This window comes from Paractinoplanes bogorensis, from assembly GCF_018829635.1.
GTDB classification, from domain to species: Bacteria; Actinomycetota; Actinomycetes; order Mycobacteriales; family Micromonosporaceae; genus Actinoplanes; species Actinoplanes bogorensis.
Window position 1 is genome coordinate 623,314 of the sequence record NZ_JAHKKG010000005.1, and the last position, 24,479, is coordinate 647,792.

General features: G+C 70.4%; 32 protein-coding genes. 15 read left to right on the plus strand and 17 right to left on the minus strand.

The annotated features are described in order from the left end of the window. Positions 1–42: 42 nt before the first annotated feature. The 5 genes from KOI35_RS18310 to KOI35_RS18330 all read left to right on the plus strand — a co-directional run bounded on the left by KOI35_RS18310 (position 43) and on the right by KOI35_RS18330 (position 4,094). Positions 43–1,185 carry a hypothetical protein gene (locus tag KOI35_RS18310; protein WP_215788658.1) on the plus strand — a complete coding sequence of 381 codons (1,143 nt, stop codon included), beginning with the start codon at positions 43–45 and terminating at the stop codon, positions 1,183–1,185. Positions 1,186–1,195: 10 nt separating this feature from the next. Continuing rightward, the gene (locus KOI35_RS18315) at positions 1,196–2,176 is read left to right on the plus strand and encodes an RNA polymerase subunit sigma-70 (protein WP_215788659.1); all 981 of its coding nucleotides are present in this window, start codon (positions 1,196–1,198) and stop codon (positions 2,174–2,176) included. A gap of 30 nt (positions 2,177–2,206) precedes the next feature. Next, on the plus strand, positions 2,207–2,749 hold the full coding sequence (locus KOI35_RS18320; RefSeq protein WP_215788660.1) for a dihydrofolate reductase family protein: 543 nt from the start codon (positions 2,207–2,209) through the stop codon (positions 2,747–2,749). Positions 2,750–3,135: 386 nt separating this feature from the next. Further along, positions 3,136–3,516: a DUF6896 domain-containing protein gene (locus KOI35_RS49320; RefSeq protein ID WP_438870609.1), complete on the plus strand. Its 381-nt coding sequence runs from the start codon at positions 3,136–3,138 to the stop codon at positions 3,514–3,516. Positions 3,517–3,548: 32 nt separating this feature from the next. After that, positions 3,549–4,094 carry a hypothetical protein gene (locus KOI35_RS18330; protein WP_215788662.1) on the plus strand — a complete coding sequence of 182 codons (546 nt, stop codon included), beginning with the start codon at positions 3,549–3,551 and terminating at the stop codon, positions 4,092–4,094. Here the strand turns inward: KOI35_RS18330 and KOI35_RS18335 are convergent. The 8 genes from KOI35_RS18335 to KOI35_RS18370 all read right to left on the minus strand — a co-directional run bounded on the left by KOI35_RS18335 (position 4,046) and on the right by KOI35_RS18370 (position 10,541). After that, positions 4,046–4,882: a dihydrodipicolinate synthase family protein gene (locus KOI35_RS18335; RefSeq protein ID WP_215788663.1), complete on the minus strand. Its 837-nt coding sequence runs from the start codon at positions 4,880–4,882 to the stop codon at positions 4,046–4,048. The two genes, KOI35_RS18330 and KOI35_RS18335, sit on opposite strands and share 49 nt — an antisense overlap. Positions 4,883–4,940: 58 nt before the next feature. Further along, positions 4,941–5,921 (minus strand): MerR family transcriptional regulator, encoded by a 981-nt coding sequence (locus KOI35_RS18340; protein WP_215788664.1) that lies wholly within the window; start codon positions 5,919–5,921, stop codon positions 4,941–4,943. Positions 5,922–5,991: 70 nt separating this feature from the next. Then, entirely contained in the window at positions 5,992–7,182 is a 1,191-nt protein-coding gene (locus tag KOI35_RS18345) for an RNA polymerase sigma factor (RefSeq protein WP_215788665.1), read from the minus strand. After that, positions 7,179–7,583, minus strand: a complete 405-nt coding sequence (locus KOI35_RS18350; RefSeq protein WP_215788666.1) for a YciI family protein — start codon at positions 7,581–7,583, stop codon at positions 7,179–7,181. Before KOI35_RS18350 ends, KOI35_RS18345 begins: the two co-directional genes overlap by 4 nt. 66 nt (positions 7,584–7,649) lie before the next feature. Continuing rightward, a complete protein-coding gene (locus tag KOI35_RS18355; RefSeq protein ID WP_215788667.1) occupies positions 7,650–8,141 on the minus strand; it encodes an AAA family ATPase in 492 nt (163 codons plus the stop codon). Positions 8,142–8,178: 37 nt separating this feature from the next. Further along, complete coding sequence (locus KOI35_RS18360) at positions 8,179–8,943, minus strand: hypothetical protein (RefSeq protein WP_215788668.1); 765 nt, start codon at positions 8,941–8,943, stop codon at positions 8,179–8,181. Between the two features lie 261 nt (positions 8,944–9,204). Continuing rightward, positions 9,205–9,750: a GNAT family N-acetyltransferase gene (locus KOI35_RS18365; protein ID WP_215788669.1), complete on the minus strand. Its 546-nt coding sequence runs from the start codon at positions 9,748–9,750 to the stop codon at positions 9,205–9,207. Positions 9,751–9,761: 11 nt separating this feature from the next. Further along, positions 9,762–10,541 carry a thioesterase family protein gene (locus tag KOI35_RS18370; protein ID WP_215788670.1) on the minus strand — a complete coding sequence of 260 codons (780 nt, stop codon included), beginning with the start codon at positions 10,539–10,541 and terminating at the stop codon, positions 9,762–9,764. Positions 10,542–10,569: 28 nt separating this feature from the next. On the opposite strand from KOI35_RS18370, the gene KOI35_RS18375 reads away from it, so the two are divergent. Further along, positions 10,570–11,199: an HAD family hydrolase gene (locus tag KOI35_RS18375; RefSeq protein ID WP_215788671.1), complete on the plus strand. Its 630-nt coding sequence runs from the start codon at positions 10,570–10,572 to the stop codon at positions 11,197–11,199. A gap of 94 nt (positions 11,200–11,293) precedes the next feature. Here the strand turns inward: KOI35_RS18375 and KOI35_RS18380 are convergent, their stop codons facing one another. Further along, positions 11,294–11,866 carry a chloramphenicol phosphotransferase CPT family protein gene (locus KOI35_RS18380; protein WP_215788672.1) on the minus strand — a complete coding sequence of 191 codons (573 nt, stop codon included), beginning with the start codon at positions 11,864–11,866 and terminating at the stop codon, positions 11,294–11,296. A 1,168-nt stretch (positions 11,867–13,034) separates the two neighbouring features. Between KOI35_RS18380 and KOI35_RS18385 the strand changes: the two genes are divergently transcribed. Further along, on the plus strand, positions 13,035–13,853 hold the full coding sequence (locus KOI35_RS18385; RefSeq protein WP_308121067.1) for an NAD-dependent epimerase/dehydratase family protein: 819 nt from the start codon (positions 13,035–13,037) through the stop codon (positions 13,851–13,853). 226 nt (positions 13,854–14,079) lie between these two features. Here the strand turns inward: KOI35_RS18385 and KOI35_RS18390 are convergent, their stop codons facing one another. Next, on the minus strand, positions 14,080–14,448 hold the full coding sequence (locus KOI35_RS18390) for a hypothetical protein (protein ID WP_215788673.1): 369 nt from the start codon (positions 14,446–14,448) through the stop codon (positions 14,080–14,082). Between the two features lie 632 nt (positions 14,449–15,080). On the opposite strand from KOI35_RS18390, the gene KOI35_RS48420 reads away from it, so the two are divergent. The 5 genes from KOI35_RS48420 to KOI35_RS18415 all read left to right on the plus strand — a co-directional run bounded on the left by KOI35_RS48420 (position 15,081) and on the right by KOI35_RS18415 (position 17,865). Further along, entirely contained in the window at positions 15,081–15,629 is a 549-nt protein-coding gene (locus KOI35_RS48420) for a hypothetical protein (RefSeq protein WP_215788674.1), read from the plus strand. Positions 15,630–15,638: 9 nt separating this feature from the next. Then, positions 15,639–16,163: an alpha/beta fold hydrolase gene (locus KOI35_RS18400; RefSeq protein WP_215788675.1), complete on the plus strand. Its 525-nt coding sequence runs from the start codon at positions 15,639–15,641 to the stop codon at positions 16,161–16,163. A 71-nt stretch (positions 16,164–16,234) separates the two neighbouring features. Then, entirely contained in the window at positions 16,235–16,582 is a 348-nt protein-coding gene (locus KOI35_RS18405; protein ID WP_281420147.1) for a DUF6204 family protein, read from the plus strand. 47 nt (positions 16,583–16,629) lie between these two features. After that, entirely contained in the window at positions 16,630–17,376 is a 747-nt protein-coding gene (locus KOI35_RS18410) for a maleylpyruvate isomerase family mycothiol-dependent enzyme (RefSeq protein ID WP_215788677.1), read from the plus strand. 57 nt (positions 17,377–17,433) lie between these two features. Further along, positions 17,434–17,865: a hypothetical protein gene (locus KOI35_RS18415; RefSeq protein WP_215788678.1), complete on the plus strand. Its 432-nt coding sequence runs from the start codon at positions 17,434–17,436 to the stop codon at positions 17,863–17,865. A 12-nt stretch (positions 17,866–17,877) separates the two neighbouring features. Here KOI35_RS18415 and KOI35_RS18420 read toward each other — a convergent pair whose 3' ends face one another. Continuing rightward, positions 17,878–18,444 carry a hypothetical protein gene (locus KOI35_RS18420; RefSeq protein ID WP_215788679.1) on the minus strand — a complete coding sequence of 189 codons (567 nt, stop codon included), beginning with the start codon at positions 18,442–18,444 and terminating at the stop codon, positions 17,878–17,880. Between the two features lie 308 nt (positions 18,445–18,752). Here KOI35_RS18420 and KOI35_RS18425 point away from each other — a divergent pair, with 308 nt between their 5' ends. After that, complete coding sequence (locus KOI35_RS18425; RefSeq protein WP_246613269.1) at positions 18,753–19,109, plus strand: YciI family protein; 357 nt, start codon at positions 18,753–18,755, stop codon at positions 19,107–19,109. 10 nt (positions 19,110–19,119) lie between these two features. Then, a complete protein-coding gene (locus KOI35_RS18430; RefSeq protein ID WP_215788680.1) occupies positions 19,120–20,328 on the plus strand; it encodes an RNA polymerase sigma factor in 1,209 nt (402 codons plus the stop codon). A 391-nt stretch (positions 20,329–20,719) separates the two neighbouring features. Here KOI35_RS18430 and KOI35_RS18435 read toward each other — a convergent pair whose 3' ends face one another. Together KOI35_RS18435 and KOI35_RS18440 are read right to left on the minus strand one after the other, a co-directional pair. Beyond that, positions 20,720–21,058 (minus strand): hypothetical protein, encoded by a 339-nt coding sequence (locus tag KOI35_RS18435; RefSeq protein WP_215788681.1) that lies wholly within the window; start codon positions 21,056–21,058, stop codon positions 20,720–20,722. 168 nt (positions 21,059–21,226) lie between these two features. Beyond that, positions 21,227–21,598: a hypothetical protein gene (locus KOI35_RS18440; protein WP_215788682.1), complete on the minus strand. Its 372-nt coding sequence runs from the start codon at positions 21,596–21,598 to the stop codon at positions 21,227–21,229. Between the two features lie 356 nt (positions 21,599–21,954). On the opposite strand from KOI35_RS18440, the gene KOI35_RS18445 reads away from it, so the two are divergent. Beyond that, positions 21,955–22,401: a DUF2569 family protein gene (locus tag KOI35_RS18445; protein ID WP_215788683.1), complete on the plus strand. Its 447-nt coding sequence runs from the start codon at positions 21,955–21,957 to the stop codon at positions 22,399–22,401. 68 nt (positions 22,402–22,469) lie between these two features. Here the strand turns inward: KOI35_RS18445 and KOI35_RS18450 are convergent, their stop codons facing one another. From KOI35_RS18450 to KOI35_RS18465, 4 genes are all read right to left on the minus strand, one after another. Next, on the minus strand, positions 22,470–23,126 hold the full coding sequence (locus tag KOI35_RS18450) for an endonuclease VII domain-containing protein (protein WP_215788684.1): 657 nt from the start codon (positions 23,124–23,126) through the stop codon (positions 22,470–22,472). 266 nt (positions 23,127–23,392) lie between these two features. Then, entirely contained in the window at positions 23,393–23,710 is a 318-nt protein-coding gene (gene merT, locus KOI35_RS18455; RefSeq protein ID WP_215788685.1) for a mercuric ion transporter MerT, read from the minus strand. Next, positions 23,707–24,141: a MerR family transcriptional regulator gene (locus KOI35_RS18460; RefSeq protein WP_215788686.1), complete on the minus strand. Its 435-nt coding sequence runs from the start codon at positions 24,139–24,141 to the stop codon at positions 23,707–23,709. The genes merT and KOI35_RS18460 overlap by 4 nt, the downstream gene beginning before the upstream one ends. Then, positions 24,138–24,467, minus strand: coding sequence for a hypothetical protein (locus KOI35_RS18465; protein ID WP_215788687.1), 330 nt, complete (start codon positions 24,465–24,467; stop codon positions 24,138–24,140). Before KOI35_RS18465 ends, KOI35_RS18460 begins: the two co-directional genes overlap by 4 nt. Between the last annotated feature and the right edge of the window lie 12 nt (positions 24,468–24,479).

Here is a 24,479-nt window from a genome sequence, read left to right on the forward strand (position 1 = left end):
CTGATCGGCCGGTGTCTCTGGGGTCCCGTTAGGCTGCGCGCCATGATCCTGCGCCGTCTTGGCTGTGCTGCTGCTCTCGCGATGGTCGGAATCGGGGTGGCGGCCACCCCGGCGGTGGCGGCGGCGCCCGCGGCCGATCTCAACGTCGCGACCGTGACCGTGCCCAGCGAGGTCGCGCCCGGATACGCGTACAACTTCCGGTTCATCGGTGGGCGCGTGGGCAGCGCCGGGGCCGGCATGGACAACAAGAGCGTGCGGATGGTGCTCACCGTTCCCGCCGGCACCGTCTATGCCGGGCCGGGCAAGGCCACCGACGCCGATGCCGGGCCGTGTACCCAGCAGGGCAACAAGATCACCTGCGCGGTCACCAAGGGTGGCGTCTACTACAACGGCTACTACCCGTTCGCGATGAACCTGCGGATGCCGGCCGCCGCGCCGGTGGGGGAGAAGCTGTCGTTCAGCATGGCGATCTCGGCGAACATCGCCGAGACCAACCCGGCCAACGACTCGGAGACCTTCTCGGTCGACAGTGTTCCCGCGGTCGACCTCGGTATCACCGCCACCGAGCCGGTCATCGAGGGCACCGTGGCCACGTACAAGCTGGTCGTCCGCAATCACGGCACCACGCCGGTGCGCAAGTTCGTGCTCGGTGAGACGTTGGCGGGCTACAACATGTGGTACGGCCAGTACGCCGGGGACGGCGCCAAGTGCCAGTCGAAGATCGGCGGCAACGAGTGCGTCGTCGAGCACGAACTCGCGCCCGGCGGCGACTACGAACTGACCCGGACCGTCGACGTCGTCAAGAACAGCGACCTGCGGGGCGAGCAGACCATTTCCCCGTACGTGTACGACGTGCCCACCACCTACGCCTGGGACCGCTGGGTTCCGACGGTGGTCGACGCGGCCAACAACAAGGCGCCGTTCACGATCGACTTCACCGAGTGGCGTCCCGCGCCCGCGTCGCCGTCCCCCTCCGTCACACCGTCGGCCACCGCATCGCCGACGACTCCCGGCGGGACGGCGGCACCGGCTCCCGGCGACGGCGGCGAGGGCGGCGGGGGCGAGGGCGGCGGCCTGCCGATCACCGGAGCGCCGACCCTGGTCGTGGCCTCGGCGGGTGTCGCGCTGCTGGTCGTCGGCGCGGGGGTGCTTCTGCTGACCCGGCGCCGCCGTACGGTCGGGTAGCCTCGCCCGGATGGACCTCGCGGACGCGGCCGAACGCTACCGTGGTGAGCTGCGCGTGCACTGCTACCGCATGCTCGGCTCCTACGACGAGGCGGAAGACCTCGTGCAGGAGGTGTTCCTGCGCGCCTGGCGGGGCCGCGACGGCTTCCAGGGCCGCTCGTCGCTGCGGGCCTGGCTCTACCGGATCGCCACCAACGCGTGCCTCGACCACCTGGACGGCCGGGCCCGCCGGGTCCTGCCGCATCACGTCGGGCCGCCCGCACGGTTCCACGAGACGCGGGTGGTGCCGGGCGAGGTGGCCTGGCTCCAGCCGTTCCCCGACGACCTGTGGGTGGCCCCGCGCGACCAGGGCCCCGACGAGGCCGCGGTCGCTAAGGAGACCCTCGAACTGGCGTTTCTGGCCGCCATTCAGCACCTGCCGGCCCGGCAGCGGGCGGCGGTGATCCTGCACGACGTGCTGGGCTGGCCGGCCCGGGCCACGGCCGAGGTGCTCGACGGCACGGTCGCGTCGGTCAACAGCGCGTTGCAACGGGCCCGGGCCACGCTGCGCACCCACCTGCCACCGGGCCGGAACGACTGGTCACCGGCCCGGCCGCCCAGCGAGGACGACCGCAAGCTGCTGCGGCGCTACATGGAGGCCGTCGAGCGGGGCGACCTCGGCGCGATGGCCGAGCTGCTGGCCGAAGACGTCCGGACCACCATGCCCCCGTACGCGGAATGGTTCCTCGGTCGTCCTGCCGTGCTCGAGGCGCTGTCGAAGAGCTGGGACGCGGACGGCCCCGACTATGTGGGCGCGTTCCGGGTCGTCGAGGCTGCCGCCAACGGGCAGCTCGCCGCGGCGACGTATGTGCGTGGGCCGGGCGAGGAGGCGTACGGGGGAATGGGAATCGGCATTTTGGTCATCGGCGACGGGCGCATCACCGAGATCACCGCTTTCCACACACCGTCGCTCTTTCCGGTGTTCGGGTTGCCGCCGACGCTGGACCGATGAGGTTTCGCCGCGGCTACCGTCTCAATGACCATGGCGAAACTTCTGTACTCCGCGACGATGTCCCTGGACGGCTTCATCGCCGGCCCCGACCATGACATGACCTGGATGACGCGGCTGCCCGACACCGGACCGCACGAGGTCGCCGACAGCATCTGGAAGCAGGTCGGCTCGCTGCTGGTCGGCCACAACACGTACTACGGCAACGACCCGAACGAGGGCACCGACGCCGAGGGCGCGTTCGGCGGGGTGTGGTCGGGGCCGCAGTTCGTGCTGACCCGCACCCCGCCCACGTCGCCGGTCGAGGGTTACACGTTCCTGACCGACCTCGCTGAGGCTGCCACGGCCGCGGCGGATGCGGCCGGTGACAGTTACGTCGCGGTGCTGGGCGCGGGGATCGCCGCCGACCTGCTGGCGGCCGGCCTGCTCGACGAGATCCTGGTGTTCATCGCGCCGGTGCTGCTCGGCGCGGGCACGCCGCTGTTCCGCCACCCCGACGGCACCGAGATCGCCCTGGAGGAGATCTCGTCCACGACCGGTCCGTCGCCGACGATCTGGCTGCGGGTACGCAAGTAGGACTCGCCCTGTGGCCGTTCGCACGCGGCCGCCGCCGACCTGGGCGGGTTCGCCTCGCTGCTTGTCCTCTACGACGGGGCCGAGGTGCTGCTCAAACCGGTGCCCGGCAGCATCGCCGACCGGATCGGCGCGCTGCCGGCGCTGGGCCGGGCCGCCGGTCCAGGCCCGATCGTGACCCGTGCCGGCCCTGTCCGCGGCTGTGGTCCAGCCGTAGGCCCGCTCTCCACCCGCACCGGACTGGCGGTGGGCCTGACGATCACCGCCGCGGCGCTGCCGCCCGGCCTGGCCGGTGCGGCGCGGGCGCCGGCTGATCACGCCGCCCGCTTTCGCCGCGTAGCGCTCGGCGAAGCGCGGTGGGTGATCCGTTGGTCTCACATAATCGGTATGTGGTCGCTGAGTCAGCTGCCGTCCAGGACGTTCGGCGGTTCGTGGACGCACTGCGCGAGACCCGGAGTCGTCTGATCCGGGATCTGGCGCCGATCCGGAATGTGTCGGATCTTCTCTCCGCGGTCCGGTCGGCTCGGACGTTGCCTCGCAGCGGTATCCGGTATGGCGTTCACGGTGCCGGCTGCAGCATGGCCGCTGACGGCGGGCGTGAGGTCGACGTTGATGTCATCGACAGGGTCGAGGCGTTCGATGCCTGGCGGATCTGCTGGTTCCTCGATGAGGTGGCCGATGGCGGGCTCACGACCGTGGACATCGAAGCGGCCTGCCGCCGTCTGGTTGCGGCCGGCGAGTGGTTCGCGCCCGTGCCGTATTTCGAGTAGGAGAGGAACGGCGCTGTGCGAAGATCCGCACTATGGCGTCCTCCCAGCTCCGTCGGGCCGTCGCGTCCCGCAAGCTCGTGCGCGTCGGACGGTCCCCGCGCAACGCCGACCGGGTCGACGGTTACGTGGTCGCGGTCGGCTCCAAGTGGGCCCTGATCGCGCAGGTCGGCGACGGCGGCTTCTTCGAGGGCCTGGTCGCCGTCCGCGTCAAGGACGTCGTGAAGGTCCGCACGGACCGCTCGTTCGCGGGGCGCTTCGCCCGGACCCGGCCCGAGTGGCCGCCCACCGCCCCGCCCGGCCTCGACCTGGACACGACGGCCGGCCTGATCGCGGGTCTGAGCGCGATCTCGCCCCTGGTCGGCATCGAGCAGGAGAGACGGTTCCACACGGAGATGTCGTGGATCGGTGTCGTCCACGAGGTCGCCCGGCCGTGGCTGTGGCTGCGTGAGGTCCGGCCCGACGCCACCTGGTGCAAACGCCCGCACGGCTACCGGCTCCGCCACATCACCCAGGTGTTCGTCGACGACCGCTATCTCACCGGACTCGCCGCGATCGCCGGGACCAGCCCCAGGCACTGATCGAGCGACTCCTTCGCGGCCGGCAGCAGGGGCAGCCGCACGTCGGCGGTCGGGATCCGGCCCGCCGCGTGCAGGACGGCCTTGATGACGGTCGGGTTCGGTTCGGCGAACAGCGCCAGCGACAGCCGGGCCAGCCGATGCCCGAGCGTGGGCGACCACGAGCCGATCAGGGCCGCGTAGTCGGCGGTCGCGACGTGCGCCGAGGCCACGATCCCGCCGTGCGCGCCGAGGGCCAGCATCGGCGACAGGAAAGCATCGTCGCCGGCCAGCACCGCAAACCCCGGCGGCGGCGACGCCATGAAGGCGATCACCTCGGCGTCGATGCCCCCGGCGGCCAGCTTGATGCCGGCCACCCCGGGGATCTCGGCGATCCGCTGCAGCGCCGGCGCCGACAACGCCTGCCCGGTCCGGTACGGGACGTGGTAGACGACCAGCGGCACGGCACTGCGGGCGGCCACGGCGGTCAGGTGGGCGACCACGCCGTCCTCGCCGGGGCGGACGAACGGCGGCACCAGGGTGAGCGCGGCCGTGGCCGACCGCGGAATCGTGGCGCCGCCGACGATCAGCCGGGCCGACCGGTCCCGGGTCACCGCGGTGAGCCGGTCGAGGACGGCGGCCTGTTCGGCGGCGGACAGTGACGACGGCTCGGCGGTGGTGCCGAGCGCGACCAGCCCGGTCGCGCCGGCGTCGAGCATGTCGTGGGCCAGGCGCTCGAGGGCACCGAGCGCGACGCTGCCGTCGGGCGCGAACGGGGTGATCAACGGGACGTACAGGCCACGGAGAGTCATGCGGGCCACGGTGTCAGGGCGTACGGGGAAAGGTCTATTTAATTCTGCGACGCGATTGTTAAGCGTTGCTGAAGTATGCGGCGCACGCGACGTTGTCCGGAGCCCCGGCCGCGAGGGCCGCCGCCACCAGGCGATCGACCACCACCTGAGGGTCGGCCGAGGCCGCCAGCGTGTCCGCCAGAGCGGGCACGACCGTGTACAGGCCGTCCGAGCAGAGCAGGTACCGGTCGCCGGGCCGGACCGTGCGCAACGCGATGTCGGCCTCCACCCCCTCTCCGTAGCCGAGTGCGCGTGACAGCAACGCCCGCTGCGGATGCGCGGCCGCCTCGGCGGGCGACATCGTGCCCTGGTCGACCTGGGACTGGACCCAGGTGTGGTCCTGGGTCAGCCGGGTCAGGATCCCGTCGCGCAGCAGGTAGGCCCGCGTGTCACCGACATGCACCACAGCCAGCCGCGACCCGTCACGCAGCAGTGCGGTCAGAGTGGTCACCGACGGTTCGTGGAGAGCCCGATGGGCCGCCTCCAAAGCCGCGGGCAGGGTAGCCGGTGAAGCGCCGGTCAGAGCTTCGATCGCGACGTCCGCGGCGTTCCCACCGCTACCGTCGGCGACGGCGACCATGTCTGTCCCGGCATAGGCACGGTCCTCGTTCGTGGCGCGGACGTGGCCGATGTCGGTCGCCGCCGCATAGGTGAAGTGCATGCTGGTGTCTCCTCCGGACAGGTGCCGAACGAGGTCGGAGGTCAGCCGGGCCCGGGCCACCGCGTCGGCGCTGACCCGCTGCCAGAAGCCGGCGACCGCATCGGCCGCAGCCGTGGGCGGCAACGCGCAGACGGTCGCGATCTCGGCCAGCGGCATGCCGATCTCGCGCAGCCGCCCGATCAGCCGAGCATGCGAGACCTGGGACTGGTCATAGAACCGGTACCCGGTCTCGGCGTCCACCGCGGCCGGCCGGAGCAGCCCCGACTCGTCGTAGTGCCGCAACGCCTTGGGCGTCAGCCGCGCCGCCCGGGCGAACGCGCCGATCGTCAGCAGAGCCACCGTGACATCCTCCTCGCACCGGTCACCGCGACCGGCACGGCCCACGCTGGGCCTTACCCCAAGGTCAAGGTCAAGCCCGGTTTCCCGTACGGGCGTGCAGGCGCGCCGCCCGCAAGGTCAGGTACTGCCTTTCCGGCTCGCTGGTCGTCGCCCCCGCGGCCAGGCGGTAGGCCGCCGCGGCCCCGGCGTCGTCCCCCGCCAGTTCGAGCAGATGCCCCCGGGTGGCGGCGATCCGGTGGTGCCCGGCCAGCCGGGCCTCCAGCAAGTCGACGAGCGCCAGCCCCGCCGCCGGCCCGTCGACCATGGCGACCGCGATCGCCCGGTTCAGCGCCACCAGCGGGTTCTCCGTGATCCGTTCGAGGATCCCGTACAGGGCCTGGATCTGCGGCCAGTCCGTCGCGGCCACCGATTCGGCCCGGTCGTGCAGCGCCGCGATCGCCGCCAGCAGCTGATATTCGCCGACCCGGCCGCGCCGGAACGCCGCGTCCAGGATCGTCGTGCCCTCCTTGATCGCGGCGGCGTCCCAGCGCGTGCGGTCCTGCTCGGCGAGCGGCACCAGGCTGCCGTCGGTTGCGGTGCGGGCCGGGCGGCGCGCGTCGGTGAGCAGCATCAACGCCAGCAGCCCGGCCACCTCGCCGTCGTCCGGCATCCGCTCGTGCACCATCCGGGCCAGCCGGATCGCCTCGGCCGACAGCTCGACCCGGTGCACCGCCCCGCCACTGCTCGCGTACCCCTCGTTGAAGATCAGGTAGAGCACTCGCAGCGCGGCCGGTAGCCGTACGGCCGACGAGTCGAACGGCACCCCGCGGATCCGCTGCTTGGCCCGGCTGATCCGCTGGCCCATGGTCGGTTCGGGCACCAGGAACGCCCGCGCGATCTCGGCCGTCGTCAGCCCGCCGACCGCGCGCAGGGTCAGGGCGACCGCCGCGGTGTCGTTCAGCGCCGGATGGCAGCACAGAAACAGCACGTCGAGCGTGTCGTCCCACTCGTACGCCTCCACCACCGGCTCGCGCAGAGCGGCCTGGACCTCGCGCCGCCGCCGGGCCTGGTCGCCCCGCAGTTGGTCGAGCATCTTGCGGGTCGCGGTCTGGATCAGCCAGCCGCGCGGGTTCTCCGGCACCCCGCCGACGGGCCAGTGGGTCGCGGCGGCCAGCAGCGCCTCCTGAGTGGCGTCCTCGGCCGCCGCGAAGTCTCCGAACCGGTGCGTGAGCACGGCGGCGACCTGCGGCGCGAGGGTGCGCAGCAGGTCGCCCAGGCTCACTGGAAGGCCTCGAAGTCGGACTCGTCCATCACCCGGCGCACGCCGATCGGCTGCTCCAGCGGCACCCCGCCCGGCCCCGGCACCGCCGAGACCCTGGCCGCGATCGCGAAGGCGCGCTGCTCGGAGACCACGTCGACGATCTGGAACCCGGCCAGGAACTCCTTCGACTCCGGGAACACGCCGTCGGTGACCACCGGCGGACCGCCGTCGCTGGTCACCTCGCGGGCGAACCCGGGCCCGGTCAGCGCGTGCTGGTCGACCAGTTCACCCGAGTCGAGCAGCTCCTGCCGCAGCGCCCCGTAGTAGTCCATGTGGGCCCGCACGTCGTCCGGCTTCCACTCGTCCATCGGCGTCTCGCTGGTGCCCGGCCGGTGGTCGACGATCAGGATGTACCTCGGCATGGTTGCGCTCCGCTCTCGTGTCGACGATTCATACCCCGAACGAAGCCGATCCGCTGTCTTCGACAGCTACGGCCGGAGAATTTCCGGGTTTCTCAGATCGGCGTGGTCGATCAGCACGTCGGCGCGGCTCTGCGGGTCGCACGAGGCGAAGTAGAGCCGCTGCCCGCCGACATAGCGGGCCTGGCTCGGATGCCCCGGATCCGGGTGCGAGCCGTCGCGGGCGGCCATCCGCGGCACGGTCACCTCGAACGGGGCGTCGAGAAAGATCGTCATTTCCCAGTACGCCCGTAGTTCCACCCGCTGCAGGAACAGTCCGTCCACGACCAGCACGGCATCGGCCGGTGCCCGGAGCACGTCGTCGATCAGGGCGGGGTAGTCGTAGCTGTCGAGCCAGAACCCTTCGGGGGAGGATCGGCCGCGCCGGTGTCGTACGGGAGCCGGGTGGAGAAAGCCGTCGGCCGAGACCTGCACGACGAGCCGCCCCCGGGCCCGGAGGCTGTCGGCCAGCTCGCCGGCGAAGGTCGTCTTGCCCACGCCGTCCACCCCGTCGACGGCCACCCGCGGGGCGCCGGCCGGGACCAGGGCGGCGACGCGGTCACTCGTAGTAGAAATCGGCGGCCTCGACCGTACGGGACGGCTTCTTGATGCCCGAAGGCTTGCCGTGCGCGGAGAACTTCGTGGTCATCTTGACCGTCTCGTCGGCGATGACCGTGGCGTTGACGACGGTGACGAACCCGTTGGCGTCGGTGGTCGCGGTGAACTTGGAGTCGGGGCCCATGATGCTGAACACGCGGATGCTGGGCGCGCCGAGCGGCAGGAACTCCTCGGAGTCGGCCGGGTTCGGGTCGAACGTGCCGGCGTACGAAAGTGGCCCGGTCTTGCGCACGGTCTTGAGCGCCTTGGTGAACGTCGCCAGCCCCACCGGGTCGGTCATGTCCATCTTTTCCGGCGCGTACTCCTTCAGCCGCGACATGTCCAGATGCACCCAGCGGCTCGAGTACTCGGACTTGTGCCAGGCATCCTTGCCGATCATGACGGCCTCGAGGTCGTGCGGATAGGTGCCGCCCGAATACTTGAGGTCGAGCTTGAGCTTCTTGCTCTTCAGGTCGAACACGCCGGTGCCGCTGACCTTGCCGTACTTGTCGGGCAGGGCGCTGCTCACGCTGTATTTGTAGGTGGCGTTGTGGGTCTTGCGCAGGGCAGCCTGGAACACCTCGATGGCCGGCGTCTCCGCTGGTGTCGTCGCCTTCGGTGCGGCGCTCCCGCCACCACCGGCGGGCACGGCCCGCACAGCGACCGCAGGCACACCACAGCCGGCCAGCAGGGCGACCGCGAGCAGGGCGGGACCGAAGCGCTTCAAGATTTCCCCCGATGTACGAAGCAGCCAGGGCACCTTAATCGATCTCCGGGAGCGGTGATGACCCCTTTCGATCCGTACGTGTTCTCCGAGGACTACCCGGCGATCCTCGGCGAGAGCCTCGATCCTGGGGTCCCGGCGTGCTGTATGACCTGGTGGCAGCCAGTCGTGGCCGGCCGGGGCACGGGTGTTCGCTCACAGCGCTCGGCTCGTCGGCCGCTTCGGGTTTGTGGTGCACGGCATAGATCCGCGGCGGGATCCTGACTAACGCTGCATGATCCAGACCGGCAGCGGGTGGTCGAGCTCGCCGATCACGCGCCAACCGGCCCGGCGGTAGAAGCCGACGTTGGCCGGGTTGCTGGTCTCGAGGATCGCGGGCAGGCCGTCCGCCTCGGCGCGCTCGAGGCCCGCGTGCATGACGGCCTGGGCCCAGCGGCGGCCGGTGTGGGCCGGGTGGGTGCCGAGGACGCCCAGATACCAGAACGGGAACGTGGGCAGGGCGTCTTGCACGGCCTCGTCGTACGTGCGGACCCGCTTCAGCTCGTCCTCGGGCAGCACGCCGGCCAGGTCGTCGTCGGGGTGCACGACGTCCGGCGGCTCCCAGATGGCGGTCGCGGCGCCGTTCTGGATCGTCCAGACCGAGCGGTGCCGGACGCGCTTGTCGAAACAACTGCCGAAGAACGCCTCCGCGTACGCGGGATAGGTGTCGTCGTCGGGGAAGAGATACCGCAGCACGGGATCCTTCCCGAACGCGGCCACCAGCGCGTCGACGACGGCCGGACGGTCCTCGGGGCGGGCTACGGTGATCACAGAATCCGACCCTAGACCCGGACGGCGGCCAGTTGGGTCGCCTGCGCCACCAGCGTGTCGGCCGAGTCCCAGACCTCGACGGTCTCGTCCATCCGGTTCGAGGTGATCTCGCTCGATCCCATGACGAACCGCAGCGGGCCGGGTGCGGGCAGCCGCCGTACATACGCGGTCAGGCTCAGCGTGGGCGCCCAGCCATTGACACCCAGGGTGAGCGAGATCGGGGGAGCGGGGTCGGTGGCGATCAGCAGGCTCAGCGGATCCCAGTCGGCGCCGTCGGCGAACCGCAGCCACCCGGCGGTGCGCCCCTCCCGCGACGGCTGACCCATCGCGAACCCGAGCACCGACGGGTCGAGACGGTGCTCCACCAGGTCGAGCAGCGGCACCGGGAACGGCGACCCGGGCGCCTCACTCGGCAGCCGGAAGCACTCCTCCTCGGGCGGCAGCGCGGGCGGTTTGGCCCGGCCCCACCACGGCTCGGCCGAGTCGAGCACACCCTGCGTCACCAGGGCCTCGGCGCACGGATGACCGTCCTGCTCGAGGCGCGCCCGGTACTGCCCCGCGCTGCGCCCGGCCCGCAGCACGTCGACGGTCACCGTGGCCGGCCCGGCGGTCGGCGGCCGCAGGAAGGTCGTGCTCATCGCGACCAGGTGCGGAAGCTCGGCCTGCTCGGCCACCGCCCGCCCCAGCACCGCCATGATGTAGCCACCGTGCAGCTTGTCGCCGATCGCCCACTGCGGGTCGAGGTCGGCCCGGCCCGCGACCACGGCGGTCGCCCCCGCGAAGCTCTTCATGCGTCCTACGCTGCCCTACGATCCGGGCGTGTACAAAGCGATTCTGCTTGACGTGTTCGGCACACTTGTCGTCGACGACGACGGCCCCTACATCGCCGAGCTGGCCGCGATCGCCGGCGTTTCCCCAGCTCAGCTCGAGCAGGAGTGGAATGCGAGCCTCTGGGCGATGGCCGACGGCGCGCACGGGCCGGCCTTCCGCACCCTGGCCGACCTCAATGCGTCCAGCCTGGCCGAGGCTTTTCCCGTACGCCTCCCCGCCCGCCCGTTCGGCCCGCCGGAGCTCTTTCCCGACGCCGTACCGTTCCTGGCCGCCCTCGACGTGCCGGTGTGCCTGGTCTCCGACGCCGACCGGGCCCCGCTGACCGCCATCCTGGAGACCCTGAACATCACCGTCGACCACGTCGTGACCAGCGAGGACGCGCGCGCCTACAAACCCCGCCCGGAGCCGTTCCGGATGGCTCTCGCGCGACTCGGCCTGGGCCCGGCCGACGTGATCCACGTCGGCGACTCACCCGCGTCCGACCTGGTCGGGGCGGCGGCGATGGGCATCGCGACCGCCTTCGTCAACCGCGCGGGCCGCCCCGCACCGGACGGCGTGCACCCCACCCGCACCGTCTCACGCCTCACCGACCTGCTTCCCTACCTGACCGCGCGATAGGGGCGGCCGGCTGTTCCGGGTTGCTCGCGCGCCTGCTGCGCGCCCTGCTGCTCGCGCGTGCTTACTGCTCGCGCGCCCTGCTGCTCGCGCGTGCTTACTGCTCACGTGCCTGCTGCTCGCGCAGTCGCGCGAAGGCGTTCGGCTCCGTGAGCCGATCGAGTTCGCGGACGATGATCCGCGCGCATTCGGCGGGCGTGGTGTTCGTCGTATCCACCGCGATGTCCCACGCGCCGAGCGCATAGATCGCAGCCTGCGAGCGTGCCAGCCCGACCGGCCGGTCACCGCGGGCCCGTTCCCGCCGCTCGAGCTCTTCGGCCGAGCAGCGAACCTCCACCAGCGTCACGTCGAAGCCGTCCAGCGTCGCGACCAGGTCGGCGACCCGCCACGACTCGCTCAGCGGATAGTCCATGATGACGTCGTTGCCGGCCGAGGCCAGCCCCGCCACGAGCCGGTGATACCCGACCCGGGTCCGCACCAGCATCGCCTCGATCTCGCCGTCGTCGAGCACCCGGGTGTGCACGGTCGACCGCATCTCCCCGATCGCATCCATGGGCACGAAGAACCACGGCTCCGCCAGCAGCGGCAACAGAGCCCGCCCGATGCTGGTCTTGCCCGAACTGGACGCCCCGTTGAGCAGAATGACCCGCCCCCGCCGCTCACCCGTCACGGGGAGACCCTAACGCCGCCCGTTCCGGGGACTGGTTCCGGTGAGCGGCGCGACAGCTCGGCACCTCTCACGCGCTCGTGGCCTCGGCGACCGCGCCCAGACCCCCGGCCGCGAATGGCGCCGGCGGACCGTGCTGCGCGAAGCGCGCCGTTCCTTTTTACGGCGTCAACGCCGCTCGAGCTCGCCGGCCGAGCAGCGCACCTTCACCAGCGTCAACGGACTCGCTGTAGCCCCGACTGAGCACTGCGACCCCGATCGCGTCGTGCAGCCAGCCAGGCGCGACCGGCCATCGGGCGGCGCAGCGCGAGGCGAAAACGTTCCTCATCCGGACCAACCGGCAGCGGCGCTTGCTGCGAGAGTCACAGACACTTTCCAGATCGCCGATGCTGACAACGTCCTGCGACTCTCGAGCCAGCCGCCATAAGCACATGCAGGCTGGTCGCTGGCGTGGGTTCAGGTCGAGCAGCCCCGGCCGTCGCCTGGCGCAGCCTCTCGGTCATCTCGGCGATGTAGGCCCGCCGGTTTCGCACGGCCGCCCCCGCCTTGTTCAAGGCAGGGCCGAGCGGAGACGCATGGTTCTGGTGATGGCGCTGGACCGACCGCGAAGGCCTGCATCGACGGGCTCGTGGACGCCGGCGTGTCACTTACGGGGTCGGGTTGAGCGCGAGCGCCTGGAGCAGGTGGTGACGGAGATGGGCGAGAGGCTCCTCTCACCGACTCGACCACCTGGCCCACGCTATGGCCACTGACTCGAACCTACTTCCTATCTTCCTAGGATGGCTTACGCGCAGAGATCAAAGGCACAAAGGACGAGCGACCCTGCGGGCCGCCCGCCTACCTCGACCACAAACAACTTGGCCAGGCCCTGCTCGACCCCGTCCAGCAGGCTATCGTCCATGCGCGTTCGGAGCGTTCGGGCCGGTTCTCGTCCGCCGCTGCTGGACGTCGCGGATGGCGTGGCGAATGAGGTTGTGGCGGGCTGGGACGACCTGACCGAGCCGGCGCCGCATCCGCCAGGGCGGAGGTTGGCGGCGGACCAGGTCCTCGACATCGGCGCTTGTCCGGGATGCACTGGGGCCGCATCGAAGGGACACCGTGGTCGCCACCTCACGGGATCCGTCGGGCGGGTCCGTGGTCAGATTGTTCTGTGCATGAGCGACGGATCGCTGTGGTCACCGGCACTTCCGGTCGCGTGGGGACGGCTGTCGCGACTGCCCTGGGTGCGGCGGGCTGGATGGTTCGAGGGGTCGACCGGGTGGCCGGCCCACGTACCGGTGTCGTCGGGGACCTGCGGGATGCCGAGGCGCGGCGGGGTGTTCTGCGCGGTGCGGATCTGCTGGTCCACGCGGCTGCCCTGCACGCGCCGCACGTCGGGCGGGTTGACGACCGGGAGTTCCGGGCGGTCAACGTCGACGTCACCGAGGCGCTGCTGGACGAAGCCGATCGGGTGGGTGTCGGGCGCGTGGTCTACATCAGCAGTACCAGCGTGTATGGGAGCGCGTTGGTGCCTACCGATCGGGCTGTGTGGGTGGACGAGGGCTTGGAGCCTCGTCCGCGCGACATCTATGACGAGACGAAGCTGGCTGCTGAGCGGCTGGTCGGCTCGGCCGTCATGTCGTCGGTCGTCCTGCGGATCGCCCGGTGTTTCCCGGAACCGCTGCCCGTGCTGGCCACCCATTTCCTGCATCGGGCGGTGGCTCTGGAAGACGTCGCGGCGGCCGTTGTGGCTGTCGCCGAGCCGAGCGCCCCGGCCGGGACGTTCAACATCGCCGGGCCGTTCCCGTTCACCCGGGCCGACTGCGTGGAGCTGCACGTTGACGCGGCCGGCCTGATCGCGGCGCGGCTTCCCGAGGTGGCTTCCGTTTTCCGCGTACGGAATTGGACGCTGCCACGCACGATCGACCGGGTCTACGACTCACGGGCTGCTGTCGAGGCGTTCGGTTATCACCCGGTTCACGGGATCCGTGAGTTGCTGGGCCTCCACTGAAGCGTGCCGCTCGCCTGATCGCCGGACGGATGGCCGGTGAGCTGCTGGTCCTCGACAGAAGGGTGCCGCTCGCCAGGTCGCCGGGCAGAACGCCGGTGAGCTGCCGGCCCTCCACCGAAGGAAGGGTGCCGCTCGCCGGGTCCCCGGGCAGAGGGCCGGTGAGTTGCTAGGCCCCGCTGAAGGGTGCCGCTCCCTGGCCAAGCCCGACATACGTACCGGCATCGCCTCAGCTCTCGACGTCCTGCCGCACCTGCCGCCTCGTGCGGCCCTGCTCGCCAGGCCGCCGGGTCGGGCGGAGGAAGGCGTCGCTCTGGTCGTGCGACATCACCGTGGTCTCGGCGCTGTGTGCTTCGACCTCGATGCGCGCCCGGCCGGCGGCGGGCCGGGCGAACTCGGCCAACTGTGGCGCGGCGGCCGCGCGGACGGTGTGGACGAGGGCGGCCGCCCGATGCTCGAAGGCAACTGCCTTGTCCCACCCGGGTGTCGTCGCCGGGTCGTGGTCGACGGTGGTGGGGAATGCCTGTTGGAGGCTGGCTTCCAGGTCGGTGGTCTGGTCTACGTCGGCTACGGCGTGATGAGCGTCGGCCCCGGCCACATCTCTGTCGACGCTGATCAAATGGTTCCCGGATCGGCCGGACCGGCCTGGCCATTATGGGTTCCGGCGGTGCGGTCGGAGGCCGGGACATGCGGGCCCGGTAGCCGGGGGCGATCGTGCTCTGTGTGCGACTCAGCGAGGCGGCCAGCTCATTGGCGAGGGTCTGCTGCCCGTCGGGGCGATCGTGCTCTGTCTGCGGCTCAGCGAGGCGGCCAGCTCATTGACGGGGGTCTGCTGCCCGTCGGGTGCGAGGCGGCCGACGCGGTCTCGCAGCGCCGGACGGCCGGGGCGCGGCCGGAGTTGTCGGTGACGGAGTGGGCTGCGGAGTCGAGGGCGTGGCGGCCGCCCGGATCAGTTGGTCTCTGACGTCCGCGGGGGCCGTAGATCTGGGTGACGACCTGGTCGAGCCGGTGGGCGTCGGTGCGGAGCCGCCGTGGGCGATCACTGCGGCAAGTACCAGGACCCGATATTCCCCATGCGCCGGGGTGATTGCCGGGAGGTCACACGCACGGCGTCTCGGGTGTGGTGTGGGTGGTGACGCTTGGGGGCGTACGGGGAAATGGGTGGTCCGGTGTGGATTTGCGTGGTGGCTCGGCGTGAAAGTGTCGGGGGGTCGTGGGAAACTTCCGCGCGTGGCCGATGACAAGGGTGGGTTGGAAGCGGCGTCGCTGATCGCGGTCGAGGGGGGCGGCTGGTCGGGGTTGTTGTTCGACAATCCGGTGGTGGGGCTGGGTCCCGAGTTGACGTGGTCGTGTGTGGTTCCGCTGGCGCCGGTCGACGGGGAGTCGTTGACGCTCGATGTGGAGTGGTTGCCGTGGGCGGCGGCGGATTGGCGGACGCTGAGCGGGGTGGAGGTGGCGTGTTCGTCGTTTGCCGAGCCGGTGGAGGCGTCGGTGCGGTTCCAGGGCCATTTCCGGTACGACGTGGTGGCTCTGCGGGTGGCCGGGCAGGACGGTTCGCGGGTGCGGGTGGTGGCCACGTTGTCCGGTGATCTGGACGGTCTGGGGCCGGCGGAGTTCACGGTCGAGGCGTGGCTGGCTTTTCAGGGGTTTTCGGTGCAGTTGCGGGAGGTGTCGTCGGCTGAGGCGGCGCGGGCGCGGCTGGGTGGGTTCGTCGATGTGGCGGGGCTGGCCGAGGTTGCTGATCCGCGGGGCATCGCGTTCCGGTTCGCGCCCGGTTAGTTTCGGCGCATGGCCGATGCGGTGGTGGTTCCTGGGGGCAGTCACGGCAGCTACGCGGGTTTGCTGGCTTATGCGGGTGGTGTGCCGCAGTTCCGGGGTGCCACGGTGCACCGTCATGACTGGACCGAGGCGCCGCCGGCGGAGTTGTCGGAGTCGTGGGTGTGCGGGCAGGTGCGGCCGGTGCTCGACCGGTTGGGTGGGCAGCCGTTGCTGGTCGGGAAGTCGCTGGGGAGTTTCGCGGCGGGTCTGGCGGCGGAGCGGAGTCTGCCCGCGGTGTGGTTGACGCCGTTGTTGTCGGTGCCGTGGGTGCCGGCGGCTCTGGAGCGTGCGACGGCGCCGTTTCTGCTGGTCGGCGGCACGGCCGACAAGGCGTGGGATCGGGCTGCGGCGCGGAGGCTTTCCCCGTACGTGGTGGAGGTGCCCGCCGCTGATCACGGGATGGTGGTGCCGGGGCCGTTGACGGACACGATCGCGGTTTTGGCGCGGATCGTGGTGGCGATCGACGAGTTCCTCGACGACATCGGGTGGCCGTAATCCGGTTCCGTACGGTGCTGGTTCGGCTGATACTGGCTCTTCGTGTGTTGTCGGGTGACGGAGGATTCGGCATGAGCCGGGCTGTGCGGGTGACCGTGCGTGGCAGTTTCGACGGGTTGAGTGCTGAGCAGATGGCGGCGCTGGTGGCGGACGGTCCGGCCCACGATTTCATGAACACGCAGTACACGGCGGACGGTTATCTGGCCTATGACCTGCCGGGGCGGCCGTTTTTCACGTTCCGGTTCGCTGAGGAGGCGCCGGATGCCGAGGGGGTGCCGGAGGCGGGTCTGCGGGCGCAGATCAAGGCCGAGGAGTGGTTGGCCGCCCATGGTTATCCGTTCAAGAACGTGACGGTGCAGGTGGTCGACATGGCCGAGGTGCCGTTGGGTAAGCGGGGCCGTCGTGAGGCGTCCCGCTGATCCGTTATTCGGTTTCGCCGGGCCGGGGCTGGTGGTAGACAGCGCGGGTGAGTCTTGACTTCGACGAGTTGCTGCGGTTGATCGACGAGCGGTCGGCCGCGTTCCGGGCCGTGGTGGCGTCGGCGCCTGACCTTGATGTGCGGGTGCCGTCGTGCCCGGAGTGGACGTTGTTCGATCTGGTGCAGCATCTCGGTGAGGGGCGCCGGAAGTGGGCGGCCATCGTGGCGGCGGGGCCGGCGGATGCTCCCGCGCCGAAGCCGGTGTGGGCGAGCCCGGCCCCGCGGGAGTCGCTCGACGGGTGGATGGCCGCGTCGACCGGGCTGATGCTGGACGCGTTGCGGACCGCCGGCCCCGACGGTGGGTGCTGGACGTGGTGGCCGGGCACGGCGACGCCGGAGACCGCGGCCGGGGTGGCTCGGCATCAGTTGCAGGAGTTCGCGGTGCACACCTATGACGCGCAGCTCGCCGTGGGGTCTGCGGAGCCGTTGCCCGAGGTGGTGGCGCTCGACGGCGTGGAGGAGTTCCTGCACACGTGCGGGACGACCGAGGTTCCTTGGCCGTACGAGCCGGTGGTGCTCGCCTACCAGACGACCGAGGGCCCGTCCTGGAGTGTGCGGCTGGACGGCGACGGCGCCCACGTCAGTCACCCGGCCACCTCGGCCGATGCCGTCATCACCGCCTCGGCGAGTGAGCTGGTGATGCTCTTCTACGGGCGGATCACCCTGGACGCGGTGAAGCTGGACGGCGATCGGCGGCACTACGAGCGCCTGATCGACTGGGACCCGACGGCGTAGCGCCGGTCTTCGCCGGTTCCGGGGGCCGGGGCCGCGTTTCCGCTGCAGGATGACTGTATGTGGCGGCGGGTGGTCTCCTGGGTGGTGCTCGTGGGGACGTCGGCGCTGTTCACCGGCTGCACCGCCTCGGACGAGGTCGAGGGCGGTGCCAGCCCGGTCCCGCCGTCGTCCCTGCCTGTGCTTGCCTCACCGGACGCCGGGCGGGAGCTCGTGCGGGTGACCGACCACACCGGCAGTTGGTCACAGAGTGTGGGCGGGGACGAGGACACCGGTGCGGTCGACTTCTCCGTGACCTGCGTGGGTGGCGGATTCCTGGTGGTCACGTACCGGGTCGCCGGCGCCGCGAAGGCCTTGGCCAGGATGCCCTGCGACGGCGGGGAGGTCTCCCGCAACCGGGACGACTCGATCGGCCCGGGGCCGATCACCGTCACCGTCGAGCCGGACGGCGATCAGCGGTGGTCTGCGGTCGTCGCGCGTGCCACCGGGTAGCGGACCGTTTGGTCAGGTGGTGGCGGGCTGGTAGGACAGGCCGTCGGTGGCTGGGGTCAGGATGGCGGCGTAGCCGGTGGCGATGGAGTGGTCGTCGAGTTCGAAGCCGATGTGGGCGCGGCGTAGCGGGACCTGTGTGTGGACGGCGGTGGCGATGCCGGCCAGCCATCGGTCCAGGTCGGCGCGCCACCGCAGGGTTTCGGGGCCGCTGCCGGGGCTGAACGGGAAGCCACCGATCCGGCGGTCGGTGCGGGCCAGGGCGCCCATGGGCAGGTAGAGCTCGAGTTCGTCGGTGTCGTCCTCGTCGTAGCGGGTCAGGAAGGCGCCGCACACGGATCGGCGGCCCGACGGCAGGGTCACGGTGCCGCACAGGTGGTCGTGTTCGCGGAGGCCGGCCAGGCTGAGTTCGCTGTCGGCAAGTCCGAGGCGGTCGTGGCATCCGTGGACGTCGGCGGCGCGCCACAGTGCCTGGAGTGCCCGCTCGGCCCGGTGGTCGTCGGCGGCGCCCAGGTCGAGCGAGAGCTCGTAGAAGCCGCCACGCCAGTTCGCCTCGTCGCTGAGGTCGTCTGCGGAAGCCATGGCACCAGGATCCCGGATCGTGGTCTTCCCCCGTCTCCCGCCCGGCCTGGCCGGCCACGGGTCGCCTGGTTGTTGCCGGCCGGATCGGGGGTGCCCGTTGTGCTCGAGTTTCTCAGGCAGCCGGAGGTCGCGCAGCGGCCCGGCACGGTCGCCTTGGTCGCGCGGAGCCTCCGGTTCAGGATTGGTGCTGGTGTGGAGTCGACGAGGCGTACGGGAGCGGGATTTTTTTTTATGTGGTGTCGATGGGGGCACTTTTCGAACGTCGTGTGGGTGTGCGGCGCAGGGCCGTGCCGGGTGAGAGCCGGAGGATGACCGTGAAGTACATGCTGCTGATCAACGCTGGGGCTGTGGGCGAGGACGGGGTCAACAACGACTGCACGGTGCAGGACTGGCAGACGTTCGACAAGGCGGTGCAGGAGGCGGGGATTTTCGTGTCGGGGGAGTCGCTGGCTGATCTGGTGACGGCGACGACGGTGCGGGTGGCCGCGGACGGGACGCGCAGTGTGGTGGATGGGCCGTTCGCGGAGACGCGGGAGGTGCTGGGCGGCTTCTATGTGATCGACGTGCCGGATCTGGACGCGGCGCTGGACTGGGCGGCGCGGTGCCCGGGGTCGTGGGGCAGCGGTTCGGTGGTGGTGCGGCCGGTGGCGGACTTCGGTGCCTGAGCGCTTCCCGATGGTGCAGCACGATGCGGTGGAGGCGGTGTTCCGGGAGGAGCACGGCCGGTTGCTGGGGGCGCTGGTGCGGCGGTTCGGGGATCTGGACCTGGCCGAGGAGGTGACGTCGGCGGCGATCGAGGCGGCGCTGGTGCACTGGCCGGTGCAGGGGGTGCCGGAGCGGCCCGGGGCGTGGCTGATGGCGACGGCGCGGCGTAAGGCGGTGGACCGGTTGCGGCGGGATCGGACGTACGCGGCGAAGCTGGCTCTGCTGCACGTCGACTCGGTGACGGAGATCCCGGAGGGTGCGGAGTTTCCGGACGACCGGTTGCAGTTGTTCTTCACCTGTGCGCATCCGGCGCTGGCGGAGGACGCGCGGGGTGCGTTGACGTTGCGGTGCCTGGCCGGGTTCAGCACGGTGGAGGTGGCGCGGGCCTATCTGGTGCCGGCGGCGACGATGGCGCAGCGTCTCGTCCGGGCGAAGAAGAAGATCCGGGAGGCGCGGATCCCGTTCCGGGTGCCGGGTGCGGACGAGTTGCCGCAGCGGTTGCCGGGGGTGCTGCAGACCCTGTATTCGATTTTCACCGAGGGGTATGCGGCGCAGCGGGCCGACCTGGCCGACGAGGCGATCCGGCTGGTGCGGATCCTGCACGGGCTGTTGCCGGGCGAGCGGGAGGTGACCGGCCTGCTGGCGTTGATGCTGCTTGTGCACGCCCGGCGGGAGGCCCGGATCGGCGTGGACGGGTCGCTGGTGCTGCTCGGTGACCAGGACCGGGGGTGCTGGGACGCGACGATGATCGCCGAGGGGCTGGCGCTGGTGCCGCGGGCCCTGGCCGGGGCGGCCGGACCGTACGGGGTGCAGGCGGCGATCGCGGCCCTGCACGACGAGGCGGCGGACGTGGCGACCACCGACTGGCCGCAGATCGTGGCTCTCTATGACGTGTTGCATGCCCTCACCGCATCCCCCGTCGTGGCGTTGAACCGGGCCGCCGCCGTCGCGATGCGGGACGGTCCGCTGGCTGGTCTCACCCTGATTGACGCTTTGACGGACGACGAGCGTTTACGGGACTACGCGCCTTTGCACACCGCCCGCGCCGACCTGCTGTTCCGCGCCGGGATGGCCGGGGAGGCGGCCGTGGCGTACGGGAAAGCGCTGGATCTGGCCGTGACCGACCTCGACCGGGCCCACCTGCGCCGGCGCCTGAGGGAGATCACCGACGGACCGTGACGAGCGCCTGGCCGTGGCCGGCCTGCTCGACACCCTGAACCCGCCGGCTGTCCGGCGGTCCCAGAGATCGCAGCGACAGCACGACCCGCTACGCCGGTCACCTGCCCCAAGCACTTTCTTCTCCTGGTCGTGCCGACCCTGGTGTCCTCCGCCCTTCGTTGTGACGGGCGAGTACCGGCCCGCAGTAGGTCAGAGTTCAGACCTCGACGGTGTTGGAAATGGTCCCTGCCATACGTTCAAAACCGGTGCTGATGTAGGCGCTTCATAGTGAGCGGAGTAGCACCGAGCCTTTGTGTGGATTCCATTGTTGAGACCGGACGGCCGGTGGTATCACCACCGGCCGTTTGCAGGAATCGGCGAGGGGTTGGCCGTCTGTGCCCCCGATCCTCGGCTATCCGACGGGACTCGGTGCTTGGCCGCGCCGCAGGATGAAACTGATCGCGTATCCTCCGGCGTTGTCCGCGAACTTGTTTCCTATATCCCATGGGCAAATGATCAGAGTGCCGTTGCCGGCCAATCCATATCGGCCCATGTTGCGACGCGCGAAAGTCGCATTTTCAACGTGTTTGGGACGGTTGCTGTCCCGTCGGTCCCTGTTGCCGTTATTGAACTGAATCCAACGGTCCTTCGAATTCTCGCCACCGCTGTACCACGTTCCCTGCACTGCCGGAGAGCAGATCAGCAGGCCGCCCTCCTGCCGGGCGAACTCACTATCCTCGTCCGAGGACACCTTGAAACCCCAAGGGTCGCGGGCCTTGGCCTCCTGGATCCTCTCCGGAAACTCCTTGTTGATAGCGTCGCCGATGGCCTTGATGACCGGTATCGCCTCGGGGTGTCCGACGAGAGTGGCGGTCAGGTCTGCGCCGGCGGTGACGACGCTGACGATGCTGTCGACATACTAGTTCTTGACCTCCTTGGCGAACGTGGCCACACCCAGGGCGTAGACGATCTCGATGGTGTCGCCGTCGCGGAACCCGTTGACGCCGATACCGAAATTGTTCGACGCGGAGATGAACGCAACCATCCCAAAATCGAGATCACTGTTCCAGTCGACGAATTGGCCGAACCCGTCCGGAGAACCATCCACCGCACCTACGGTCGACTTGGCCAGAGCGTCAACCGCGACATTGCCGGCCGGTGCAACCACATCGGCCTTATGGGCCACCTGACCCTTGAGCGCCAACGCAGCGTAACTCGGCCGGGTCCGGATCTTTCGACCCTTGGCGGCGATCTTCGAGTAACTGCCACTGGGTATGGAGAAGTCAGCCATCTCGCCCCCGGCGCCCTCCGTGCCGCCGGGCCACTCCCGCGACACTCGACGCCCTACCCCCTAACGTGCACGCCTCCGTAAAAGCCGGTCGACGCTTATGTAACAAACACGACTGGCAACTTTGGCAGTGGATCGTCCAGCGGGGGCCATCCCCTCAATTGTGGAAAGCCGAGCGGAAGAGTGATCGGCCGAGCTGAGCTGATGAGGGCGACATGCTCGGAAGTGCGGCTTGGGTCTCCTCGGGCTCGGCTTCGCGTGGTGGTGGCAGCACCCCGGCGGGGACGGGTGTTACGACCATGGGCGGCGCGGCGGTCGGGCCGAAGGATGAAGGGACCGCCGTCCGGGGAGGCCGATCCATGGTGTACGTCAGAAGTCAGGTTCAGCGGGTCCCGATCCGGGGTTGGCTGGTCGTCTATCTTGTCGCGCTGGGCGGTTCGGCTCTGCACGGGCTGGCCCTGACGATCGGCTCGCTGGTGGTCGCCGCGGATCCGTCGCGGGCCGGACTCGTCTCGTTCGTCCCGGCGGCGTCGCTGGCGGTCTACGTCGTGACGAATGCGCTGCTGGTCCTCTACACCGTGGTGCTGTATGTGCTCGTGGCGCGCCGGCGACGTTCCGCGATCGGGCACAACGTCGTCTTCCACGTGTTGTCGCTGGTTTTCCTGGCGGGTTGGCATCTGCTGGGCATGAAGTCGACGGTCGGCCTGGCGATCGACGCCGTCCCTCCTGTGGTGATGGCCGCGTACATCCTGACTTCTGAGCGGGTTCGCCGGACCCTCCGTGAGCCCGAATTACTGGATTACTAATACCAGCAATCCAGTAATCCAAAAACGGACATAATTCGGTTACCCCATAATGACTCTTCTGTTGTAACTCAACTTGCGACGACCGGGATGTCGGTGGCGGACGCGACGACGGTTCTGGTGGCGCCCTCAGGAAGGTGGATCTCGTGGTCGCCGATCCGGACTGTCACGGATCCCCGGAACTGGAACGTGCGGAAGGATCCCTCCGGGGCCGCGGCGTCGACCACCCGCAGCCGGGACAGCGCGGGCAAGCTCGGCGCGACAGTCCCGGGGTCCAGCTGCAGGTATGCGGCCGCCGCGGTCAGGATCGCCGGTGAGTCGCGGGCGTGGCCGATCAGGGAGTTGCAGCCCGCGCAGAGCAGCCCGCGGACCCGGCCGGTGCGGTGGCAGTGGTCGACCACCAGCTTGAACGACACCGCCGGTGGGCGGCCGTCGAGTCGCGGCCGGCCGGTGTTGGTGGCCGGGATCTCGTTCTCGTGCTGTCGGCAGACGGCACACCGGTAGTCCTGGCTCGCCCGCAGTGCGTCGTACTCCTCGACGGAGATGCCGTACTTGTCGCGCAGGTTCGCTGCGCGGACGCCGTCGGGGCCGATTCGCAGGCGGTGCCGGCGGTTCACCTCACGCTTGGCTTCGAGGCAGGAGCGGCAGCTCTTGCGCTGTTGACCGGTAGCGGTGACGAAGGATTCGGGTGGGCGGAGTTTGTGGCAGCGTGGGCACGGGACGTCCATCCGCACACGCTATGGGCCGGGTATGACAGATTCCGGCGTGGCTTCGACTTCGACGGGTGGGCGGGCCTGCTCGAGATCGACCCCGGGGCACGAGCACGCGCCGGTCGCGGCCGGACTCGTGGCGGGCTGCTGCGCTGCGGCCGCTGGTCGGTCGCATGATCGCCGACGCCGGCGGTGGCGCGTTGGCTCCGGACACCACGGTGGGCCGGTTGTCGCAGCGGCTCGGGAACTGGTGGACGGTGAACGGGGCTGGCCGGGTGTTCGGTTCAGCAGCCGCAGGTCCCACCACCGCATCCGCCGTTGGGGCCGCCCGCAGCGGCTTCCCGCCGGGCGTTGCGGCGTCGGTGCAGCCACCACACGGCCAGCGCGGTCGCGGCCAGCCCGGCGGCGACGGCGAGCAGGGTCTGCTCCAGGAGGGCTGCGCCCGTGCCGGTCAGGATGCCGGCGGTGATGAGTAGCGGGAGGGCGCAGCACGCGGCGCAGGCGAGTGCGGCCAGCCCGCCGGTGACCTTGCTGCTTGTCGGCGGGCCGTTGTCTGCGGGTGTGTCCGCCGACGGGCTCGTGGATGCGGTGGGCGGGTTCATGCGGGCTCTCCGTGGGGGCGTTCGGTGGTGCCGATGGTCAGCAACGGGAGGGGGCAGTCGGGGCAGGTGCAGTGGGTGAGGCTGTCGCAGCGGGCGTCGAGCACGTCGGTGAGGGCGGCGCGGATGGCCGTCAGGTCGGCGATCTTCGCGTCGATCTCGGTGATCTTGGCGATGGCGCGTTGCCGGAGGTCGGCGGTGGGGTGCCGGCGGCGGCCGGTGTCGAGCAGCTCGGCGACTTCGTCGAGGGTGAAGCCGAGACGCTGTGCCGCCTTGATGACGCTCAGCAGGGCGACGGTGTCCGGCGGGTAGAGGCGGTGCCCGCCCAGGGTGCGTGCCGGTTCGGCCAGCAGGCCGCGGCGTTCGTAGTAGCGCAACGTCTGCAGGTTGACCCCGGCCGCCGCGGCGACCTGGCCGCTGCGCAACTCGCTCACGCCGGCGCCGCGGCCGCGCGGGTGGCGAGCGCGTCGAGGACGTCGACGTGTGTGGGAGGCACCTCGACATCCACCTGTACGACTGCTCCGCGCGCCGTGAAGGTGAAGGTGAAGAAGGAGCAACAGGCGCTTTCCCGGTCGGTCAGGTCCTGGGCGGTTGCCTCCGCGGCCGGGTCGAGGTGCCACCGCAGCGCCGTCGGGGAGAGTCGCTGCTGGCTGCGCAGGGCGGTGGCGAACAGGTCATCGAACTCGGCCAGCCGCAGCGGCCGGTCCACGGTCGGCAGGGTGCACGTCTCGGGCACCCATGCCAGGTCATCGCTGGTCATGCCCTGACGGTA

Excerpts from the sequence above, each read along its gene's own strand:
- KOI35_RS18335 (WP_215788663.1), bottom strand. The coding sequence starts at position 4,882 with ATGACTCTCCGTGGCCTGTACGTCCCGTTGATCACCCCGTTCGCGCCC.
- merT (WP_215788685.1), bottom strand. The coding sequence starts at position 23,710 with ATGAACCCGCCCACCGCATCCACGAGCCCGTCGGCGGACACACCCGCA.
- KOI35_RS18320 (WP_215788660.1), top strand. The coding sequence starts at position 2,207 with ATGGCGAAACTTCTGTACTCCGCGACGATGTCCCTGGACGGCTTCATC.
- KOI35_RS18415 (WP_215788678.1), top strand. The coding sequence starts at position 17,434 with ATGTGGCGGCGGGTGGTCTCCTGGGTGGTGCTCGTGGGGACGTCGGCG.
- KOI35_RS18445 (WP_215788683.1), top strand. The coding sequence starts at position 21,955 with ATGGTGTACGTCAGAAGTCAGGTTCAGCGGGTCCCGATCCGGGGTTGG.
- KOI35_RS18425 (WP_246613269.1), top strand. The coding sequence starts at position 18,753 with ATGACCGTGAAGTACATGCTGCTGATCAACGCTGGGGCTGTGGGCGAG.
- KOI35_RS18405 (WP_281420147.1), top strand. The coding sequence starts at position 16,235 with ATGAGCCGGGCTGTGCGGGTGACCGTGCGTGGCAGTTTCGACGGGTTG.
- KOI35_RS18450 (WP_215788684.1), bottom strand. The coding sequence starts at position 23,126 with ATGGACGTCCCGTGCCCACGCTGCCACAAACTCCGCCCACCCGAATCC.
- KOI35_RS18430 (WP_215788680.1), top strand. The coding sequence starts at position 19,120 with ATGGTGCAGCACGATGCGGTGGAGGCGGTGTTCCGGGAGGAGCACGGC.
- KOI35_RS18370 (WP_215788670.1), bottom strand. The coding sequence starts at position 10,541 with ATGAAGAGCTTCGCGGGGGCGACCGCCGTGGTCGCGGGCCGGGCCGAC.
- KOI35_RS18440 (WP_215788682.1), bottom strand. The coding sequence starts at position 21,598 with ATGGCTGACTTCTCCATACCCAGTGGCAGTTACTCGAAGATCGCCGCC.
- KOI35_RS18310 (WP_215788658.1), top strand. The coding sequence starts at position 43 with ATGATCCTGCGCCGTCTTGGCTGTGCTGCTGCTCTCGCGATGGTCGGA.
- KOI35_RS18400 (WP_215788675.1), top strand. The coding sequence starts at position 15,639 with ATGGCCGATGCGGTGGTGGTTCCTGGGGGCAGTCACGGCAGCTACGCG.
- KOI35_RS18315 (WP_215788659.1), top strand. The coding sequence starts at position 1,196 with ATGGACCTCGCGGACGCGGCCGAACGCTACCGTGGTGAGCTGCGCGTG.
- KOI35_RS18420 (WP_215788679.1), bottom strand. The coding sequence starts at position 18,444 with ATGGCTTCCGCAGACGACCTCAGCGACGAGGCGAACTGGCGTGGCGGC.
- KOI35_RS18350 (WP_215788666.1), bottom strand. The coding sequence starts at position 7,583 with ATGCCGAGGTACATCCTGATCGTCGACCACCGGCCGGGCACCAGCGAG.
- KOI35_RS18465 (WP_215788687.1), bottom strand. The coding sequence starts at position 24,467 with ATGACCAGCGATGACCTGGCATGGGTGCCCGAGACGTGCACCCTGCCG.
- KOI35_RS18330 (WP_215788662.1), top strand. The coding sequence starts at position 3,549 with ATGGCGTCCTCCCAGCTCCGTCGGGCCGTCGCGTCCCGCAAGCTCGTG.